At 66.6% G+C, this 14,537-nt stretch carries 16 protein-coding genes; 12 read left to right on the top strand and 4 right to left on the bottom strand.

Going from position 1 to position 14,537, the window contains the following annotated elements; translation table 11 throughout:
• Positions 1 to 20: 20 nt before the first annotated feature.
• The 3 genes from flhC to AC07V5_RS12045 all read right to left on the bottom strand — a co-directional run bounded on the left by flhC (position 21) and on the right by AC07V5_RS12045 (position 1,607).
• Positions 21 to 557, bottom strand: a complete 537-nt coding sequence (gene flhC, locus AC07V5_RS12055) for a flagellar transcriptional regulator FlhC (protein WP_119043339.1) — start codon at positions 555 to 557, stop codon at positions 21 to 23.
• A 35-nt stretch (positions 558 to 592) separates the two neighbouring features.
• Positions 593 to 913: a flagellar transcriptional regulator FlhD gene (gene flhD / locus AC07V5_RS12050; protein ID WP_056877410.1), complete on the bottom strand. Its 321-nt coding sequence runs from the start codon at positions 911 to 913 to the stop codon at positions 593 to 595.
• A 217-nt stretch (positions 914 to 1,130) separates the two neighbouring features.
• On the bottom strand, positions 1,131 to 1,607 hold the full coding sequence (locus tag AC07V5_RS12045; RefSeq protein WP_495115914.1) for a hypothetical protein: 477 nt from the start codon (positions 1,605 to 1,607) through the stop codon (positions 1,131 to 1,133).
• 437 nt (positions 1,608 to 2,044) lie between these two features.
• Between AC07V5_RS12045 and AC07V5_RS12040 the strand changes: the two genes are divergently transcribed.
• The 8 genes from AC07V5_RS12040 to AC07V5_RS12005 all read left to right on the top strand — a co-directional run bounded on the left by AC07V5_RS12040 (position 2,045) and on the right by AC07V5_RS12005 (position 9,066).
• On the top strand, positions 2,045 to 2,908 hold the full coding sequence (locus AC07V5_RS12040; RefSeq protein ID WP_495115913.1) for a flagellin N-terminal helical domain-containing protein: 864 nt from the start codon (positions 2,045 to 2,047) through the stop codon (positions 2,906 to 2,908).
• 337 nt (positions 2,909 to 3,245) lie between these two features.
• On the top strand, positions 3,246 to 4,115 hold the full coding sequence (locus AC07V5_RS12035) for a flagellin N-terminal helical domain-containing protein (RefSeq protein ID WP_495115912.1): 870 nt from the start codon (positions 3,246 to 3,248) through the stop codon (positions 4,113 to 4,115).
• 170 nt (positions 4,116 to 4,285) lie between these two features.
• On the top strand, positions 4,286 to 5,173 hold the full coding sequence (locus AC07V5_RS12030; protein ID WP_495115911.1) for a flagellin N-terminal helical domain-containing protein: 888 nt from the start codon (positions 4,286 to 4,288) through the stop codon (positions 5,171 to 5,173).
• 84 nt (positions 5,174 to 5,257) lie between these two features.
• A complete protein-coding gene (gene fliD, locus AC07V5_RS12025) occupies positions 5,258 to 6,682 on the top strand; it encodes a flagellar filament capping protein FliD (RefSeq protein ID WP_495115910.1) in 1,425 nt (474 codons plus the stop codon).
• Between the two features lie 225 nt (positions 6,683 to 6,907).
• The gene (gene fliS, locus AC07V5_RS12020) at positions 6,908 to 7,342 is read left to right on the top strand and encodes a flagellar export chaperone FliS (protein WP_495115909.1); all 435 of its coding nucleotides are present in this window, start codon (positions 6,908 to 6,910) and stop codon (positions 7,340 to 7,342) included.
• Positions 7,343 to 7,378: 36 nt separating this feature from the next.
• Complete coding sequence (locus AC07V5_RS12015) at positions 7,379 to 7,678, top strand: flagellar protein FliT (RefSeq protein ID WP_495115908.1); 300 nt, start codon at positions 7,379 to 7,381, stop codon at positions 7,676 to 7,678.
• Positions 7,679 to 7,843: 165 nt separating this feature from the next.
• Positions 7,844 to 8,575, top strand: coding sequence for a flagellar brake protein (locus AC07V5_RS12010; RefSeq protein WP_495115907.1), 732 nt, complete (start codon positions 7,844 to 7,846; stop codon positions 8,573 to 8,575).
• A complete protein-coding gene (locus tag AC07V5_RS12005; RefSeq protein WP_495115906.1) occupies positions 8,572 to 9,066 on the top strand; it encodes a pilus assembly FimT family protein in 495 nt (164 codons plus the stop codon). Before AC07V5_RS12010 ends, AC07V5_RS12005 begins: the two co-directional genes overlap by 4 nt.
• A gap of 19 nt (positions 9,067 to 9,085) precedes the next feature.
• On the opposite strand, the gene fliE is transcribed toward AC07V5_RS12005, so the two are convergent.
• A complete protein-coding gene (gene fliE, locus AC07V5_RS12000) occupies positions 9,086 to 9,421 on the bottom strand; it encodes a flagellar hook-basal body complex protein FliE (RefSeq protein ID WP_495115905.1) in 336 nt (111 codons plus the stop codon).
• Positions 9,422 to 9,582: 161 nt separating this feature from the next.
• Here fliE and fliF point away from each other — a divergent pair, with 161 nt between their 5' ends.
• Genes fliF through fliI form a run of 4 tightly spaced genes read left to right on the top strand, consistent with a single transcriptional unit; the run spans position 9,583 to position 14,493 of the window.
• A complete protein-coding gene (gene fliF, locus AC07V5_RS11995) occupies positions 9,583 to 11,277 on the top strand; it encodes a flagellar basal-body MS-ring/collar protein FliF (RefSeq protein WP_495115904.1) in 1,695 nt (564 codons plus the stop codon).
• A gap of 14 nt (positions 11,278 to 11,291) precedes the next feature.
• Entirely contained in the window at positions 11,292 to 12,287 is a 996-nt protein-coding gene (gene fliG / locus AC07V5_RS11990) for a flagellar motor switch protein FliG (protein ID WP_495115903.1), read from the top strand.
• Positions 12,288 to 12,319: 32 nt separating this feature from the next.
• Positions 12,320 to 13,069 (top strand): FliH/SctL family protein, encoded by a 750-nt coding sequence (locus AC07V5_RS11985; RefSeq protein WP_495115902.1) that lies wholly within the window; start codon positions 12,320 to 12,322, stop codon positions 13,067 to 13,069.
• Positions 13,066 to 14,493, top strand: coding sequence for a flagellar protein export ATPase FliI (gene fliI, locus AC07V5_RS11980; RefSeq protein WP_495115901.1), 1,428 nt, complete (start codon positions 13,066 to 13,068; stop codon positions 14,491 to 14,493). Before AC07V5_RS11985 ends, fliI begins: the two co-directional genes overlap by 4 nt.
• Positions 14,494 to 14,537 lie beyond the last annotated feature (44 nt).

The raw sequence follows: 14,537 nt of genomic DNA, 5'->3' as shown, positions 1-14,537 counted from the left end.
CCGACAGTGTCGCCTTCCAATCAGTGCATCTGGATGGAGCCCTGGGCGCGGCCCTTGCCGGCACGTGCGGGCGGGTTGCACAGGCCGCAGACGAAGTGGCGGGCCGTCTCGTGCGGGTGGGTCACGAACTGGCCATTGCACTTGGAGCACTTGGTCAGCGTCAGCATGCCGTTGTCGACAAACTTCACCAGGCGCCAGGCGCGAGTGACCGACAGCATGGCTTCCAGGCCCTGGGCCGTCGTCTGCTCCTGGTAGAGCTGGTAGGCCTTGATGACGGTGTCGATCTCGTCCAGTGCCGCGGCCTTGTTCAGGTACTCGTGGATGTTCAGGAAGAGGCTGGCGTGGATATTGGGCTGCCAGGTCATGAACCAGTCGGTCGAGAACGGGAGCTGGCCCTTCGACGGCGACTTGCCGCTCACTTCTTTATAGAGGCGCAGCAGGCGCTCGTAGGACAGGTCGGTTTCCGATTCCAGCACCTGCAGGCGGGCACCGAGATGGATCAGCTGGACGGCACGGTCGATCTGCTTGGCTTCGGTGAGGATGCTCTTGACGCGCATGGTGTGGCTCCGGAATCAGTTAAGGCGGTTCTAGATCAGGCGTGCTCGTGGCGGCCGGCCATCAGGATCGAGGCATGCAGACGCGAGACCGATTCGTTCGCTCCCGGCTTGCTGTGATTGGTCAGCAGGCCCCACACCAGGTCGTCGCTCATGCGGAAGGCGCACAGCAGCGTGTTGCCGGAAGCGATCTTCATGATCTGGGCCGGGCTCAGCGTGCCGATCAGCGTGGCCGTGTCTTCGCTGATGCCCAGGCGATACAGGGCTTGCTCGCGGTCGGCGCGAATCAGGCTCTGGGCCAGCATCAGGTAGGACAGATTGGCTTCACGAATCTCGGCGAGCATTTGTTCGGTGTTCATGGCAGCTTCCGTTTCAGAGGTGAGGGGGTGTTGCAGATCAGTGAAACGGATTGTGTTGACCGGCCTTCTTCGGCGATATCAGGCTGCGTCGGTACGCAGCGTCACCCTGGGAGGAAGGCCTTGTCAGCCAAATTCCTACAAGCGCGTCGGGCCCAAATGCTGAGGCCCCGGCAGCTTGCGCTGGCCGGGGCCTCGGGGTGTGAAAAACGTCGCGGAATCAGCCCTTGCGCTCTCGTTTCAGGCGCTCCAGCTCGATCATTGCCACGGGCACCAGCTCCGGCGCCTCCGACTGCAGGCTGTCGCGGCCGGCGCCTGACTGCAACTCCGTCAGCACGCCGATGGCGCGGTCCACCTGGCCTTGGCCCGACAGCGCGAACGCCAGTGTGTAAAGGCTGGGACCGTGCAGGGAATGCGCCTGCAGAGCGCGCTCGGCATAGCCCGCCGCGTGCTCCAGCTTGCCAGCCGCCAGCAGCAGCGCCGCCATGTCGGACATCAGGTCGTGGCTCATCGGCTCGCCCTGCAAGGCGTCGTACAGCACGCCCAGGCCGCCACCGAGGTTGCCTTTGGAGGCTTGCGCGAAGGCTTCATTGCGGGCACGCGCCAGCAGCATCGCCGGGTCGTTCGCCGGCACGATGACGGGACGGTGGGCGTTTTTGGGTCGGGCTGTCGTGGCGGTGGTCGACGAGGCGCGCATGGCGGGGCTCCAGTCCGGCGCAAGGGGTTCGGCCGGGATGAATCGCACTTTAGGAAGCGCGCCCCCGGTCGATCTCCTGAAAAGCCGCGCTTTTCGAACCCGCTTCGTGCGCCGCCGGTCGATCCAACGAACAGGCACCTGCAACTGCTTTTATTCAAAAGATCACGGCCTTGACAAATGTGGCTAAAGAAACTTCAGCGTCACACCGATAGCCATTGCAACGGGGCTGATTTCAGCTTCGTGGTCCGGCTAGAAGGCCGAAGTGTTGTGACATCACCCTCGGGTGGCGACACAGCTTCAGAGGTTGACTGGCGTCGGGCGTCGCCGCAAAGGTGCGTTGAAAGGCGCGCCGGAGCGGATAGCACGGGTGCCAAACCCGGGCACTCGAGTCTTCGTCCGGCGGCTTGCCGGTATATCTAGCAAAAGGAAGCAACATCATGGCCTCGGTCATCAACACCAATCTGCTGTCGCTGAACGCGCAGCGCAACACGTCCACCGCGCAGGCCTCCCTGGCCACGTCGCTGCAACGCCTGTCCTCGGGCCTGCGTGTCAACTCCGCCAAGGACGACGCCGCCGGCCTCGCCATCTCCGAGCGTCTCAACGCTCAGGTGCGTGGCTCCAACGTCGCCATCCGCAACGCCAACGACGGCATCTCGCTGTCGCAGACGGCTGAAGGCGCGCTGGCCAAGGTGGGCGACTCCCTGCAGCGCATGCGTGAACTGTCGGTGCAGGCTCGCAACGCGACCAACACCAACGCCGACAAGGACTCGCTGGACAAGGAATTCGGCGAACTCGCCAAGGAAATCCAGCGCGTGCTGGGCGGTACGACCTTCAACGGCCGCGCTGTCCTGGCCGGTGCGTCGGGCGTGCAGACCTTCCAGGTTGGCGCCAACACCACGACCAATGACCGCATCGACGTCACCACGACCAACATGACGACCGACGCGTCCGTCATCGCCGTCGCTGGCACCGACAACGCCGGTACGGGCCGCGCCGTCATCGACAACACCGCCGTTGGCGCCACGATCGACACCGTCATCACCGCCATCGACACCGCCCTGGACACGGTCAACAGCCAGCGCGCCACCCTGGGTGCCTCGCAAAACCGCTTCGACGCCGTGATCTCCAACCTGCAGATCTCGGTCGAGAACCAGAGCGCTGCCAAGAGCCGCATCACCGATGCCGACTTCGCGCAAGAAACGGCCAACCTGTCTCGCGCCAGCATCCTCCAGCAAGCTGGCAACGCGATGATCGCGCAGGCGAACCAGATCCCGTCGCAAGTTCTCTCCTTGCTTCGATGACGCCGGGCCAGCACCGCTGGCCCTGAGTGAACTGTCCGTCACGAAGACAGAAATCCTCACCCCACCAGCACAAGCCCCTTGACGCCCGCCCGCCGCCGCGGGTGGCGTTTTTCGGAGCGAAGTGCAAAAGGATTCAAGTCAATCCATCAGTCGACGATAACCAGTCCAACGGGTTCGCGATTCATTCGAGGACTACGTGGTCCGGTCAGCCGGCCCGACCAGCGCCATGGGGCGCACGGGCAGGACGCGGACGCGGCCACCCCATGTGGGGCGGCCATGTTGCAACCGCTTTTGACCGGCTTCGCACCGGACTTATCGTCAACGAAAGGATTGAGTTATGTCTCAAATCATCAACACCAACATCGCTTCGCTGAACGCTCAACGCAACACGGCGATGTCGCAGTCGTCCCTGGCCGTCTCCATGCAGCGCCTGTCCTCGGGCCTGCGTGTCAACTCGGCCAAGGACGACGCCGCCGGCCTCGCCATTGCAGAGCGCATGAATGCCCAGGTGCGCGGCTCTCAAGTCGCCATCCGCAACGCCAACGACGGCATCTCGCTGGCGCAAACGGCTGAAGGCGCGCTGTCCAAGGTGGGCGACGCGCTGCAGCGCATGCGTGAACTGGCGGTGCAGGCCCGCAACGCCACCAACACCAACGCCGACAAGGACTCGCTGGACAAGGAGTTCGGCGAGCTGGCCAAGGAAATCCAGCGCGTGCTGGGCGGCACCACCTTCAACGGCAAGGCCGTGCTGGCCACCGCCGCTGCGGGCACCCAGACCTTCCAGGTCGGCGCCAACACGACCGGCAACGACCGCATCGACATCGTCACGACGGACATGACGATCGATCCGAACATCACGACGGTTGCCGGCACGGACAACCTCGGCACCGGCCGCGCCGTGATCGACAACACGGCCGTGGGCGCCACGATCGACACGGTCATCACCAACATCGATTCGGCCCTGGACAAGGTCAACGGCGAGCGCGCCACGCTCGGCGCCTCGCAGAACCGCTTCGACGCCGTCATCTCGAACCTGCAGGTCGCCGTCGAGAACCAGAGCGCCTCCCGCAGCCGCATCATGGACGCCGACTTCGCCCAGGAAACCGCCAACCTGAGCCGCGCCCAGATCCTGCAGCAGGCTGGCAACACCATGGTGGCCCAGGCCAACCAGTTGCCCCAGCAGGTGCTGGCTCTGCTGCGCAGCTAAACCTCCGCAGCGCCCGGCGCCGCGCCCTGGCGGGCAGAGGCGCCGAGCTTTTGAATAGCCGTGGTTTGGCCCGTTGATCGGGCTTTCGGCGGCAGCGCGCATCCTCAGAATTCGGTTCATCGAGTCTGGCATTTGTAGGCCGGCTCGGCGACCGAATCCAGGAGTGCGCGATGCCACAAACCATCAACACAAACATCAACTCGCTGAACGCTCAGCGCAACCTCAACGCCTCGCAGAGTTCTCTCGCGGTGTCGATGCAGCGCTTGTCGTCCGGCTTGCGGGTGAATTCCGCCAAGGACGACGCGGCGGGCCTGGCCATTGCCGAGCGGATGAACACGCAGGTCCGCGGCATGAATGTCGCGATCCGAAATGCCAACGACGGCATTTCGCTGGCGCAGACCGCTGAAGGCGCGCTGGGCAAGATCGGCGACAACCTGCAGCGAATGCGTGAACTGACCGTTCAGGCCCGCAATGCGACCAACAGCAACTCCGACAAGGACTCGCTGAACAAGGAATTCGAGCAGCTGGGCTCGGAAATCTGGCGCATCATCAATGCGACCACCTTCAACAGCAAACCCATCCTCGCCGACACGGCAGGCGTGGCGGCCGGCACGGGCCAGACCTTCCAGATCGGTGCCAACACCACCACCAACGACTCCATCACGATCACGGCGCTGGACCTCACCGATGCGGCAACCGCCTCAGCAATCACCAACCTGCTGGGCACTGGCGCCGTTCCCTTCCCGGCCCTGATCGACAACACGGCCGACTTCGCCGCGCTGGGTACCGTCATCGACGGCATCGACTCGGCGCTGGACCTGGTCAACAACACCCGGGCCACCTACGGCGCCATCCAGTCGCGCTTCGACGCGGTGATTTCCAACCTGCAGGTGGCCGTCGAGAACCAGACCTCCGCCCGCAGTCGCATCATGGATGCCGACTTTGCGCAGGAAACGGCCAACATGAGCCGGGCACAGATCCTGCAACAGGCTGGCAACGCGATGGTTGCCCAGGCCAACCAGCTGCCTCAGCAGGTGCTGTCGCTGCTGCAACGCTAAAAAAGTTTGTTCCGGGCCTAAAGTTCCGGTACACCCTGGTCGATATCGCTCTGGCATATCGGCCTTTTTCACTTCTGAAGCAGCATGGCAACCATTAGCTCCGCCGGAATCGGCAGCGGCCTCGACATCGAGTCGCTGGTGAGCAAACTCGTCGCTGCCGAACGAACCCCCATCACCCAGCTGGCCCAGCGCACGGAAGGCCTGAAGACCGAACTGTCGGCCTTCGGCAAGGTGCAAAGCACGCTGTCGACCCTGCGTGACGCGGCTGCCAAGCTGACGTCGCCCGCCACCTGGGGCGGCACACAGGCCACCTCCAGCGACACATCGTCGGTGGCAGTCAGCGCCGGCACCGGCGCCGCCATCGGCAGCGTGTCCGTCCAGGTCAACCAGTTGGCCAGCGCCCAGACCCTGGTCAGCGGCACGCCTTACGCCAGCTCGACGACCACCGTCGGCCAGGGCAGCCTGACCATCACCCTCGGCGCCTGGGGCACCGACGCCAACGGCGCCGCCACCTTCACCGACAAGGCCGGCGGCACGCCCGTCACCATCAACATCGGCGACGGCCAGGACACGCTGGCCGGCATCCGCGACGCGATCAATTCGTCGAATGCCGGCGTCACGGCCTCCATCGTCAACGACGCCACCGGCTCGCGCCTGACGCTGCGCTCCACCGCCACCGGCGAGACCAATGGCTTTCGCATCGACGCTGGCGGCGGCCTGGCCGACCTGGGCTACGACCCGCGCGTGGGCGTCAGCTCGCTGATCCAGACGCTGCCGGCCCAGAACGCCCGCGCGCTGATCAACGGCATCGAAATCAGCTCCGAGTCCAACACGCTGAAGGAGGCCATCGACGGCCTCAACATCACGCTGCTGAAGACGACCACCATCCCGGCCAGCGTGTCCGTCGGCCAGGACAAGGACGCGATCAAGAAAGTCATCAGCGACTTCACGACCGCCTACAACGCCGTCAACGCGCTGCTGCGCGAACAGACCAAGTACGACTCCGGCAGCAAGACGGCCGGCGTACTGCAGGCTGATGCCACCGCCGTGGGCCTGCAGGGCCAGCTGCGCAGCATCATCGGCGGGTCAACCTCGCTGGCCGGCAGCATCGGCCGCCTGGCGGAAGTTGGCCTGGAGCCCGGCAGTGACGGCAACATCAAGACCTCGGACGCCAAGCTCAACACCGCGCTCGGTGACCTGGACAGCCTGAAGAAGCTCTTCATGGGCCTGGATGGCACCAACAGCAGCAACGACGGCTTCGCGCAGCGCATCCGCAGCTACGTCGACGGGGCGCTCAGCACCGACGGCCGGCTGTCGAGCCGCCAGAGTGGCATCCAGAAGCAGATCGACAACAACAACAAGCGCCAGGACCAGCTCGAGGACCACTCCAGCCAGACCGAAGCGCGGCTGCGCGCCCGCTATTCGGCGCTGGATACCCAGATGAGCAAGCTCAACGGGCTGTCTGCGTACGTCACCCAGCAAATGGCCTTGCTGAACAAGTCGTCGTAAGGCCGGCACGCTCGGCGCACTCGAACGGCGACCCCAGGGTCGCCGTTGTTCTTTGTGGCCCGCGGTCGGCAGCCATGCCGCGATAGGTGCTCGTCTTTTCAAGCGGGCGGAATAGCAGCACAGTTCACGACAAGTTCCGGCGAAGGCCGGCTCAAGTCCACCCGGGGAAGGCCGAAAAACAGTCAACACGACGACGGCAACCTCCGACACACCATGTACGGCAACATGTCCTCCCCTTTTGCAGCCCGCAACCAGCGCGCCACCCTCTACGCCAAAGTAGGCCTGGAGACCGATGTGCAGGCTGCCAGCCCCCATCGCCTCGTCGCCATGCTGTTCGACGGCGTGTTCGACGCGATGAACCAGGCCACGCAGGCAATCCCTGCCCGCAACGTGGAACTGAAGAACCGGGCGCTGTCGCGTGCCGTTCGCATCCTCGACGAGGGCCTGCGGGCCGGGCTGGACCTGTCCGCCGGCCAGCTTGCCGTCGATCTGCGTGAACTTTATGGCTACGTCTGCATGCGCCTGACCCAGGCCAATCTGCACAGCGACCTCGCCGCCATCGAAGAGTGCCAGCGCCTGCTGACACCGGTGCGCGAGGCCTGGGGTGCCATCGCCCAGACGCCGGCCGCCCTCGGCAGCGACGCCGCCCGAGCGGCCTGAGCCGCCCCTTCAAAGACTTAGCCGGTGCCTTCCGACATGAACTCCGAACTGCTGAACTACTACGAAGCCATCGAGCAAGCCAGCGCCGACATGCTCTCCGCAGCCCGCACGGGCAACTGGGACGAAGTCGTCAAGCTCGAAGGCGCTTGCGTGCTGCTGATCTCGCAACTCAAGTCTGCCGCCAACCAGAGCCAGCTGGCTGCCAACGAATCGCAGCTGAAGACGCGCATCATGCAGCGCATCCTGCTCAACGACGCCGAGATCCGCCATCTCGCCGAGCCCTGGCTCGAGGACCTCGACCATGTGTTGAAGGGCAACAGCCGAATGGTCCATTGAGGAGCCCCTCGCCCGGTCTCGCCACGCTGAACGCGGGCGTGCCCGGTCGGTCCCCCGAGGGGACGGAGGTGCTTGCTGCTTTGAGCAGCAAGCACCTCCACAACGGGCCGGCTTGGGAGCGGCCCGGCGCTCGGCCCGCAATTGCAAGACGACTACCATCGCGGCATGACCGCCCCTGAAGCCACCACCGCGGAACTGCGAGTTGCCTCCACGGCCGAGATCACGGCCTATCTGCAGCAGTTGCAGCGTGAAAACGCCGGCGTGCTGCTGAGCGGCCCGCAGGGTCGCAGCCTCACCAGCCGAATCGTCGCCCTCGACGCCGACGCCGACCTCATCGGCCTGGAAATCGGCACCGACCCCGACGGCATCAGCCAGGCCCTCGTGGCCGAAGGCGAGATCACCGCGGTCGCCTATCTCGGCCCCATCAAGCTGCAGTTCGAACTCGAAGCCGCCGTCCTCGTCAGCGGCGAACAGGGCACGGTACTGCGCGGCACGCTGCCCACGCGGCTGTACCGCTTCCAGCGCCGCCAGTCTTACCGTGTGCAGCCCGCGGGCAGCGCCTATCCGCGCGTCATCCTGCCTGGCGCAGCCCAGCCCGGGCGCGCGCTGCGCGTGCTGGACGTCAGCATCGGCGGCCTGGCCCTGGCCCTGCCGCCCGATTTCCCCGCCCTGCCCCCCGGGCAGGTCACCGAAGGCCTGATGCTCGAGCTGGACCGCATCAGCGCGCTGCGCATCGCGCTGATGCCGCACCACGTCAGCCCCATCAGCGGCGACGCCAGCGGCATGCAGCAGCTGGGCTGCTCCTTCGTGGAGCTCGATGCCAATGCCGCCCGCTCGCTGCAGGTCTACGTCGACCAGACGCAAAAGCGCCGCCGCCTGCTGAAGTTGGATCCATGAGGGCGGGCAGCAACCGAGGCTTCACGCTGATCGAGGTCGCGTTCGTGATGGCCGTGCTGGCCATCATCCTGGCTGCGGCCGTGCCGAGCTATGCCAACTACCTGGCTCGCCAGCGCCTGCGCCATGTGGCCGGCCTGCTGGAGCTGGACCTGCGCCGCGCCCGCACGCTCAGCGTCGACGAGGGTCGCAACATCTACGTCAGTTTCAACAGCGGCGCGCAGTGGTGCTGGGGCCTGAGCCGCAAGGCGCCTTGCAGCTGCGTCACCGGCGTGCCGCGCTGCGAACTCGGCGGCATGGACTCACACGACCACAAGGGCACGCTGCTGCAATCCGGCCAGAGCGTTACCTTCCAGGGCGGCATGGGCCGGGCGCTGGACTGGACGCGCATCGGCATCTCCAACGACAACAACCAGCAACTGCGCATCGACCTCAACCCGCTGGGCAGGCCGCAGATCTGCGGCAGCGACGCGCGCAAGAACGAAAGCTGCTGAGCAGGTCCGAGCCCGGGGCTCAGATCTGCATGTTCATGATTTCCGAGTAGGCGGAAACGAGGCGGTTGCGCACCTGCAGCGTCGCCTGGAAACCGATCTGCGCCTTCTGCATCGAGACCATGGTCTCTTCGAGGCTGACGGTCGGGTTGTCCAGCTGAACCTCGCGCTGCAGCCGGGCGGCCTCGTTCTGCTGGGCGCTGACGCCCTTGAGCGCCTGCGTCATCGCGTCGCCGAAACTGGCACCCGCCGTGGCGGCCGTGGCACCGGGTTTCGCGGACAGGGGCGTGCCGTTCACCGCCAGGCCAGCGCGAGCGGCGGCCTGTGCAAAGTCGAAGGGGCGAAGCTTCATGTCCATGGGACAGGACTTTGGCAGCAAGTCACAAGCGCGAAGCATCGAGATGAGCTGCCCGCGTCGGCCACTTCGGCGCTTTCTTGAGGGGGCCCGGCACAAATAATTTGCGCCATCGACCAATTGGCGTCCCGCCTTCCGGTCCCCTGCCGTACTCGCCCCCTTCGATGGACAACGCCCTGAGCGCCTCTGCTGCTGCCGCCCCGGTGATGATCTCGCCGGTCGACGCACAGCCCAACTTCGTTCAGCGCCTGGGCGGCCTGCCGCTGCGCAGCAAGCTGACCATGGGTGCCGGCCTGGCCGCCCTGGCCGGTGCCGTGCTGGCCATCACGCTGTGGTCGTCCCAGGGCGACTACCGCCCGCTGTTCAGCGGCCTGGCCGACAAGGACGGCGGCGCCGTCATCGGCCAGCTGGCGGCCCTGCAGGTGCCCTACAAGCATGAGGCCGGCGGCACCATCCTCGTGCCCGCGGGCCAGGTTTATGAGCTGCGCATGAAGCTGGCTGCCCTGGGCTTGCCCAAGGGTGGCACCGGCAATGCGGTCGGCTTCGAGCTGATGGACAAGTCCAGCATCGGCCAGACCCAGTTCAACGAACGCCTGAACTTCCAGCGCGGGCTGGAGGGCGAGCTGACCCGCACCATCACCGCCCTGGCCGATGTGGCCGATGCGCGCGTGCACCTGGCCATGCCGCAGCAGAACGGCTTCTTCCGCGAGCAGCAAAAGCCCAGCGCCAGCGTGATGCTGACGCTGCGCGGCGGCCGCACGCTGGACCGCAGCCAGATCGCAGGCATCGTCCACCTCGTTTCCAGCAGCGTGCCCGAGCTGAACCCCAAGGCCGTCAGCGTGCTGGACCAGACCGGCGCCCTGCTCTCCCAGACCGGCGCCGACGCCGCCAGTGGCCTGGACAGCCAGCAGCTGCAATACAAGCAGCAGATCGAAGCCGGCTACAACAAGCGCATCTTCGACCTGCTGGAGCCCGTGGTGGGCCGCGACAACCTGCGCTCCACCGTCACCGCCGACGTGGACTTCTCGCAGACCGAGGCTACCGCCGAGGAATACCGCCCCAACCAGGGCCCGAACGCGACCGCCTCGGTGCGCTCCAGCCAGAGCAACGAGTCCAACAACGCCAACGCCGCCACGCCCACCGGCGTGCCGGGCGCGGCCAGCAACCAGCCGCCCGTGCCGGCCACGGCGCCCATCAACGGCGCCAGCGCACCGCTGCAGGCCACCCAGGGCAGTGGCGGCGCCAACAACAGCCGCCGCGAGCAGGTCACCAACTACGAACTCGACAAGACCGTGCGCGTCACCCGCGGCGCCGTGGGCAACGTCAAGCGCTTGAACGCGGCCATCGTCGTCAACCACCGCTCGGTGACCGACGCCAAGGGCAAGACGACCACCCAGCCGGTGCCGGCCGAAGAGGTCGCGCGCCTGACCGACCTCGTCAAGGAAGCCATGGGCTTCAGCGCCGACCGCGGTGACTCGGTCAAGGTCATCAGCGCGCCGTTCATCGTCGACAAGACCGAGCCGGCCAGTGTGCCGATCTGGAAGCAGCCCTGGCTGCTGGACATCGCCCGCAGCGCCATCGTGCCCCTGGCCTTCGTAGCCATCGCGCTGATCGCCGTCTTCGGCATGATCCGCCCCGCCATCAAGGCCGCCGCACCGCTGCCGCCCGAGGACAAGCCGGAGACGGTTGACGAGGTGGTCGACGACGCCGAGCTGCTGCCGGGCGCCGACGGCATCCCGCGCCTCGAGGCACCGCTGCACAACGAAAAACTCGAGCGGGCCCGCGCCCTGGCCCGCGACAATCCAGTGGCAGTCGCCAACATCATGCGCGACTGGATGGCCGGCGAGACCGCCGCGTGATTCAGAGCTGAACCATGGACGACAAAGGCATAGAGAACGCCGCAATCCTGTTGATGTCGCTGGGCGAAGAAGAAGCCAGCGAGGTCTTCAAGCATCTGTCGCCCAAGGAAGTGCAGGCGCTGGGCGAGACCATTGCCAAGCTCAAGGTCATCAAGCGCGCCCAGGTCGAGACCGTGCTCGACAAGTTCGACGCTGTCGCCGAGACCCAGAGCACCCTTGTCACCGACACCGATGAATACGTGCGCGCCGTGCTGCGCAAGGCCCTCGGCGAAGACAAGGCCAACCTGCTGCTGGACCGCATCCTGCAAGGCAGTGACGTTTCCTCCATCGAGAGCCTGAAGTGGATGGACGCCGCCAGCGTGGCCGAGCTGCTGCGCAACGAGCATCCGCAGATCATTGCGGCCATCCTGGCCCACCTGGACTTCGACCAGACCAGCTCGGTGCTGAAGATGTTCACCGAGCGCGGCCGCAACGAAGTGCTGATCCGCATCGCCACGCTGGACGGCATCCAACCGACGGCGCTGAAAGACCTCAACGAAGTGATGAGCCAGATCCTGGCCGGCGGCGAGCGCATGAAGAAGAGCTCGCTGGGCGGCGCCAAGACGGCCGCCGAAATCATCAACATGATGGGCTCCAGCGTGGAGGCCTCGGTGCTGGACTACATCCGCGAGGCCGACTCCGACCTCGCGCAGAAGATCATGGACAACATGTTCACGTTCGACGACGTGAACAAGATCGACGACAAGGGCATCCAGGCCGTGCTCAAGGAAGTGCAGAGCGAGAGCCTCGTCGTTGCGCTCAAGGGCGCCAGCACCGACCTGCGCGAGAAGGTCTTCCGCAACATGTCCACCCGCGCCGCCGAAACGCTGCGCGAAGACCTCGAAAGCCGCGGCCCGGTGCGGCTGTCGGAAGTGGAGGCCGAGCAGAAGGAAATGCTCAAGATCGTGCGCCGCCTTGTCGACGAGGGCCAGATCGTCCTCGCCGGTGGTGGTGACGACCAATTCGTCTAGGCGATATGGCCACCCGTCCACCTCCGCGACAAGTGCCGCCGCCCGACCGTCGCGAGACCGACCGCCGCGGCAACTACGCGCGCTTCATCCCGGGCGAAGAACTGCAGGGCGCCAAGGCCTGGAACCTCGACAACCTGGGCAATAGCGCGCCCTCGCCCTTCGCGCCGATGCGCCCGGGCGCCCCGGCGGCCGCGCCTGCTGCTGCGGCCCCCGTGGAGCCGCCCCCGCCGCCTGAACCCAGCCAGCACGAGCAACTGCACGCCGCCCGCCAGAGCGGCTACCAGGACGGCTACCGCGACGGCATGGCCGCGCTGGACGCCTTCAAGCAGAGCTTTGCGCAGCAGATGAGCAAGCAGCTCGGCATGCTCGTCAACGGTTTCGATACCGAGATGCGCGCGCTGGAGGACGACATGGCCGCGTCCGTTGCCCGCATCGCCGTCGAGCTGGCGCGCCAGGTCGTGCGCAGCGAGCTGGAGCAGCGCCCCGAGCTGATCGCCCGCGTGGCCCACGACGCCGTCGAGGCGCTGCAGCTCTCGGCCCGCCACGTGCGCGTGCGCGTGCACCCCGACGATTTCCCGCTGGTGCGTGACGGCGCCGGCAGCGAGCTGCAAGCCCGCGAGGCCCAGCTCATCCCCGATGCCGAGGTGCCGCGCGGTGGCGTCAGGGTCGATGCCGACATCGCCAGCGTCGACGCGACGATTGCAACCCGCTGGCAGCATGCCGTCTCCGCCATCGGCCAGCAGTCGATCTGGGAAGACCGCCGCCAGGAAGACGACGAATGACTTCCGCCCGCACGGAGCGCTGGCAGCGCTACCTGGCCGATCTGGAAACGCTGGCGGTCAACACCGCGCCGCTGGAATCCCACGGCAAGCTGGTGCGCGTGGCCGGCCTCGTGCTGGAGGCCACCGGCATCAAGGTGCCGATGGGCTCGGTCTGCCGCATCCAGATGCCCAGCAGCGGCAACAACCCGCGCCGCGGCTCGGCACCCGTCAACGCCGAAGTCGTGGGCTTCTCCGGCGACCGTGCCTACCTGATGCCCACCGACGAGGTGCAGGGCCTGTCCAGCGGTGCCAGCGTCGTGCCCCGCAACCTGCCACCGCTGGCGCCCCAGCTGGGCCAGCCACTGCACCCCTGGCGCCGCGGCGAGGACCGCGGCCTGCACCTGCCGATGGGCGACGGCCTGCTCGGCCGCGTTGTCGACCCGCATGGCCACCCGCTGGACCGCGGCGGCGAGCTGAGCGACATCCACAACGAACCCATGGTGCGCCGCCCCATCAACGCGATGGACCGCGACCCGGTACGCACGCCGCTGGACACCGGCGTGCGCGCCATCAATGCGCTGCTCACTGTTGGCCGCGGCCAGCGCCTCGGGCTGTTCGCCGGCACCGGTGTCGGCAAGTCGGTGCTGCTGGGCATGATGGCGCGCTACACCCAGGCCGATGTCATCGTCGTCGGCCTGATCGGCGAACGCGGGCGCGAGGTGAAGGAATTCATCGAGGACATCCTCGGGGACGAGGGCCGCAAGCGCAGCGTCGTCGTCGCCGCACCCGCCGACTCCCCGCCGCTGATGCGCATGCAGGGCGCGCATTACGCCACGGCGATCGCCGAACACTTCCGCGACCAGGGGCGGCACGTGCTGCTGCTGATGGACTCGTTGACGCGCTACGCGATGGCCCAGCGCGAAATTGCCCTGGCCATCGGCGAGCCGCCGGCCACCAAGGGCTATCCGCCGAGCTGCTTCGCCAAGCTGCCGCAGCTGGTGGAGCGCAGCGGCAACGGGCTGCCGGGCGAAGGCTCCATCACCGCCTTCTACACGGTGCTGACCGAGGGCGACGACCCGCAGGACCCGATCGCCGACGCGGCGCGAGGCATCCTGGACGGCCACATCGTGCTCTCCCGCGACCTCGCCGAGGCCGGCCACTACCCGGCCATCGACATCGAGCGCTCCGTTTCCCGGGTGATGACCAGTGTTGCACCCCAAAACCAGGTCGATTCCGCGCGTCGGTTCCGCCAACTTCTGGCGAAATACAACAAGGCCCGCGACCTGATCCAGCTCGGCGCCTACGCCCCCGGGGCGGACCTGGAGCTGGACCTGGCCGTGCGCCTGCATGCCGACATGACGCGGCTGCTGCAGCAAGACATGCACAGCCCGGCACTTCTTCACGCCAGCGTCAGCCAATTGCAGGCTGTGGTCCAGGGCGCCTAAACCTCCGGTTGGGCGCGCCGATATCGACTGAGCGTCATTGACGC

The organism is Roseateles sp. GW821-FHT02E12, assembly GCF_059421665.1.
This window is presented reverse-complemented; position numbering and strand designations above follow the sequence as displayed.

Coding starts and splice junctions, on each gene's coding strand:
- fliG (WP_495115903.1), top strand. CDS start 11,292: ATGGACGACAAAGGCATAGAGAACGCCGCAATCCTGTTGATGTCGCTG.
- AC07V5_RS12045 (WP_495115914.1), bottom strand. CDS start 1,607: ATGCGCGCCTCGTCGACCACCGCCACGACAGCCCGACCCAAAAACGCC.
- fliI (WP_495115901.1), top strand. CDS start 13,066: ATGACTTCCGCCCGCACGGAGCGCTGGCAGCGCTACCTGGCCGATCTG.
- AC07V5_RS12010 (WP_495115907.1), top strand. CDS start 7,844: ATGACCGCCCCTGAAGCCACCACCGCGGAACTGCGAGTTGCCTCCACG.
- AC07V5_RS12005 (WP_495115906.1), top strand. CDS start 8,572: ATGAGGGCGGGCAGCAACCGAGGCTTCACGCTGATCGAGGTCGCGTTC.
- flhD (WP_056877410.1), bottom strand. CDS start 913: ATGAACACCGAACAAATGCTCGCCGAGATTCGTGAAGCCAATCTGTCC.
- fliE (WP_495115905.1), bottom strand. CDS start 9,421: ATGGACATGAAGCTTCGCCCCTTCGACTTTGCACAGGCCGCCGCTCGC.
- AC07V5_RS12015 (WP_495115908.1), top strand. CDS start 7,379: ATGAACTCCGAACTGCTGAACTACTACGAAGCCATCGAGCAAGCCAGC.
- AC07V5_RS12035 (WP_495115912.1), top strand. CDS start 3,246: ATGTCTCAAATCATCAACACCAACATCGCTTCGCTGAACGCTCAACGC.
- fliD (WP_495115910.1), top strand. CDS start 5,258: ATGGCAACCATTAGCTCCGCCGGAATCGGCAGCGGCCTCGACATCGAG.
- AC07V5_RS12030 (WP_495115911.1), top strand. CDS start 4,286: ATGCCACAAACCATCAACACAAACATCAACTCGCTGAACGCTCAGCGC.
- fliF (WP_495115904.1), top strand. CDS start 9,583: ATGGACAACGCCCTGAGCGCCTCTGCTGCTGCCGCCCCGGTGATGATC.
- flhC (WP_119043339.1), bottom strand. CDS start 557: ATGCGCGTCAAGAGCATCCTCACCGAAGCCAAGCAGATCGACCGTGCC.
- fliS (WP_495115909.1), top strand. CDS start 6,908: ATGTCCTCCCCTTTTGCAGCCCGCAACCAGCGCGCCACCCTCTACGCC.
- AC07V5_RS12040 (WP_495115913.1), top strand. CDS start 2,045: ATGGCCTCGGTCATCAACACCAATCTGCTGTCGCTGAACGCGCAGCGC.